The sequence below is a fragment of the Curvibacter gracilis ATCC BAA-807 genome (assembly GCF_000518645.1).
GTDB lineage: Bacteria > Pseudomonadota > Gammaproteobacteria > Burkholderiales > Burkholderiaceae_C > Curvibacter > Curvibacter gracilis.
The window spans coordinates 1-3,507 of record NZ_JADZ01000065.1; the positions used below are offsets into that span (position 1 = coordinate 1).

4 protein-coding genes and 1 pseudogene are annotated in these 3,507 nt (G+C 60.1%); 3 read left to right on the forward strand and 2 right to left on the reverse strand.

Annotated elements, in window-relative coordinates; all coding sequences use genetic code 11:
- On the forward strand, positions 1 to 2,188 hold a 2,188-nt coding region (locus tag L880_RS33630; RefSeq protein ID WP_043330708.1), incomplete at its 5' end, for a conjugal transfer protein TraG N-terminal domain-containing protein.
- Positions 2,189 to 2,212: 24 nt separating this feature from the next.
- On the opposite strand, the gene L880_RS35275 is transcribed toward L880_RS33630, so the two are convergent.
- Positions 2,213 to 2,524: a hypothetical protein gene (locus L880_RS35275; RefSeq protein ID WP_241754865.1), complete on the reverse strand. Its 312-nt coding sequence runs from the start codon at positions 2,522 to 2,524 to the stop codon at positions 2,213 to 2,215.
- Positions 2,524 to 2,778, reverse strand: a complete 255-nt coding sequence (locus L880_RS0125445) for a hypothetical protein (protein WP_027478008.1) — start codon at positions 2,776 to 2,778, stop codon at positions 2,524 to 2,526. Before L880_RS0125445 ends, L880_RS35275 begins: the two co-directional genes overlap by 1 nt.
- Positions 2,779 to 2,861: 83 nt before the next feature.
- Here L880_RS0125445 and L880_RS35280 point away from each other — a divergent pair, with 83 nt between their 5' ends.
- Both L880_RS35280 and L880_RS36170 read left to right on the forward strand, forming a co-directional pair.
- Complete coding sequence (locus L880_RS35280; protein WP_082355033.1) at positions 2,862 to 3,191, forward strand: TrfB-related DNA-binding protein; 330 nt, start codon at positions 2,862 to 2,864, stop codon at positions 3,189 to 3,191.
- A 75-nt stretch (positions 3,192 to 3,266) separates the two neighbouring features.
- Positions 3,267 to 3,507: pseudogene (locus tag L880_RS36170) on the forward strand (peptidase M48); the annotation flags it as partial.

Here is a 3,507-nt window from a genome sequence, read left to right on the forward strand (position 1 = left end):
CGGCACCGAGCTGCCGGCGCTGCTGAACGATCCTGCGCGGGTGGCCGAGGTTAATGCCCTGGCCGGCGCTGCCCAGGCGGCACGGCAAGCTGACGGCTCCAACAGCACGTTGAGCCTGCTGGCCCAAGAGACGCTGCCCCACATGCGCAACTGGATCGAGGCAATCATCTACGGCCTATTCCCGGTTGTTGTGGTGCTGATGGTTGTCAGCTCGACCGAGGGTGCAAAGAAGATCATCGCGGGCTACATGATGTCGCTGGCCTGGATCGGCCTGTGGCCAATCTTGTTCGCCGTCATCAACCACCTGTCGCTCATGCACTTGCGCTACAAGGCGCGCGCGCTGGAGCTGGCGGCCGGTGTGCCGTTCCAGCTCACCGATGCTTTCGACGCCACGCTGACCAACGAGCAGGCGGCCATCGGCTACATGGTTGTCCTGGTGCCATTCATCGCCGGGGCCATCATCAAGCTGGGGCAGGGCGGTTTCATGGGTGTTGCCGACCGGATGATGACCGGCTTTGCCTCTGCCGGCGCAGCGGTGGGCGCAAGCAATGCCAGCGGCAATGTCAGCATGGGCCAAGCTGGACTTGATACCGCATCGGTCAACACGACCTCGATGAACAAGTACGACAGCAACATCGGCCTGCAAGGCGGCGGGGCAACCATCGGCCGAGGCAATGGCTCGACGGCCACAATGGCCGCGAACGGCGCGGTTGCCTTGCAGCAGCTCCAAAACCGGATGCTGACGCAGATGAACATGGATCACCGACTGGAAGCCGGCCGAAACCAGGAAGCGCATCGTACCGACATCACTTCGACCGGGGATCAACTGGCGCGCCGGCACGGCGACAGCTCAAGCCTCACGGACGTGAAGGGGCACGATACAACCCGTGGCCAATACCAGAACACGGGCGTGGTGGCGGCTCGCGGGAGCGAGGGCGGGTATGGCGGCCAGCACTCCACTGGCCAGAACTTGGATCGCAACTTCCGGGAGGGTTCGCACTTCCGTACTGCGGCCGGTGCCAATGACCAACTCCACATGAATTTGGGTGTTGGCCGTGGGAACCCCAGCGGCGGCGGTGCTCCTGGTGCGGGTGGCGCGGGTGGCGCGCCTGATCCGCGCGAGGAAAAGCGTATTGCTGACGCCATGAAGCAGGGCGGCGCGAACCAGCAACAGATCGACCAGGCGCTGAAGAACTACCGTGGCGGCAAGGGCGGTGCCCAGCCTTCGGGCAGCCTCATCAACGCGGGCCTGGGCTACAACGGCGCGAAGACCTACACCGCCGAGCACGGCCGGGATCGGGGCGTGGATACGGTTCATGGCAACCAGGAGGCCGCGCGCACCGAGCGCACGTTTGCTGAACGCGGCTCCCGCACCGAGCAGGCCGGGACGGGCAATCAATCGGCCCAAAACGACCGCCACGGCCGCGATGCCGCCCTTACGAACGTGGATGAGGTTTCCCGCGTGCGTGATGTCTCTGATCGTCGTGAATTCGGTACTGGCGACCGCGCCAACCGTAGCGACAGCAACAGCTTCACGACTCACAAGGATCTGATGGCCGATCCGTATCTGTTCGAGAAGGTGGCCGCGCGCAATGGCATGACCGCCATGCGTTTCGCCAACCAATCCGAAGACCGGATCATGGACATGGTGCAGGACTACGTGAGCGAGAAGGGCATGGTTCAACAAGCTACCACCATGCCGCAGCAGACTTTCGCAGGCGAAAAACTGCCGACCACGAAGGGCGAGCTGGAGAAGCAATCCGCCAAGGATCGCGCCGGCATCCCGCAGGACATCCAGGGCGTCCACAAGAAGAAGGTGGCACAGACCGGCTACGGCGGAACCGCTCCGCTCAAGGTCGATACCTCTGCGCCTCCGATCATTGCGGAATCCAGAGGGGACGTACAGGGCCAGCTCGACCCGAAGAACAAGGGCAGCATCCCCGCGCGTGCCGGGGCCTTGGACGAGAACGTGAATGCCTGGGCCAGCCCGGACAAGGCTGTTGGCGCTGGGCGGGCCAACCCCGCAGCCGTCAACGAGGACAACATGATCCGCGACGGCAAGGACACCGTTCAGAAGGCTTGGGACAAGCTGACTGGCGGCGACGGTACGGCAGACGGCGAAAAGCTGAACGACAACATGAAGCGGGAAACAGCCGCCTCGGTTCAGATCAACAACGGCAGCAAGTAAAGGGAAAGGGGGCTTTGCCCCCTTTCAAGAATTGCCGCCCGTGTAGTTATCGCCCCAGGGTAAATGATGAACAACACAAGACTTGCCGGTAAATGGATTAACGCCTGCTGCGCTATTTGGCGCGCCAGTGCCGGGCCATTTCGACATTCCCTTGAATCCATCGCTTAACCACCATGCAAGCCAGAATGGAATCCAGAAAATCAATCCGCCGCCGAGCATTGGAATGTAGTCGGCAAGGAAATTACCACCGAATGCCGAAAGTGCGGCAGCGGCCGGCAATGGAAGCCAGAGCATCCAGCGCCTTCGAGAGAACAGCATTTTTGTCAGTCGCATCATTATTGTTCCTCAATAACCAGCATCACGTAGGTGGCCGTGTTTTTGTCGTCTTGCATATGCACGACACGGAAGCCTTTTTCGTAAATCTGCTTGATCGTCACCTTGCCGATGTGTTCGCACTGCAACACCGAGTCGCCACCACGGAAGGGGCCGATGCAGACACCGCCACGCTTCGCGCTGGCCGCTTGGGCGCTGGCGTTGGTCATGCCTACAAGTGCTGCCACGATGAAAGCAGCGTAAAGCATCTTTTTCATTACAACTCTCCTTCCAAATTGGATAAAATTTGCGCATCTTGTCTATTGACAAAATACGCCCAAAACCCTTACGGTGCAAGGGGATGAGCCAGATATTCAAGACTGTTTCCGCAGCGTGTGGCCATGTGTCGCGTGCTGTCTTCGTGAAAGCAGCGCGGCGGCTGGGTCTTTCGTCCGAATCTTACCGCATCGCTGATGAAGTGTTCCTCAAAGGCTACCGGCAGGCAACCGTCGCGCGCCACGTCGGCGTCTCGCGTCAACGGGTGCATTCAGTGTGCCGGGAGCTGCTGGAAGAAATCAATAACCAACTTTCCCCTGAAAGGGCAACCGATGAAAAAACTTCTCCTGATTCTCATTACCACGGCCACCTTGGGCGGATGTGCTTCGCAACAGCCTCTCAGCATGAGAAATGACTGGCGCGCGGGCACCGATCAAACGCCGTATCGCTCGATCCCAACAGCTTTAATCTGTGACGACTGCAATTTGCAATGATCCCGTCTCACTGGTTCAGACGGATCATTCTGATCGTCTTCATCATGGAGGTTGCTGGCGGCATTTTGTGGGTAACTGGCAGGTTATCCACGAATCCAGCCGCCAAGCCAATGACTCAGGCCCTCGGTAGCCTGATATTCCTGTTCGGCTTTTATGCCAGCGCGCCATTATCGGCGCGCTTCCTTGCTCCGCGACCGTCGCGGGATGCTGCGCTTCAAGAGCGTTTGGCAAGGATAG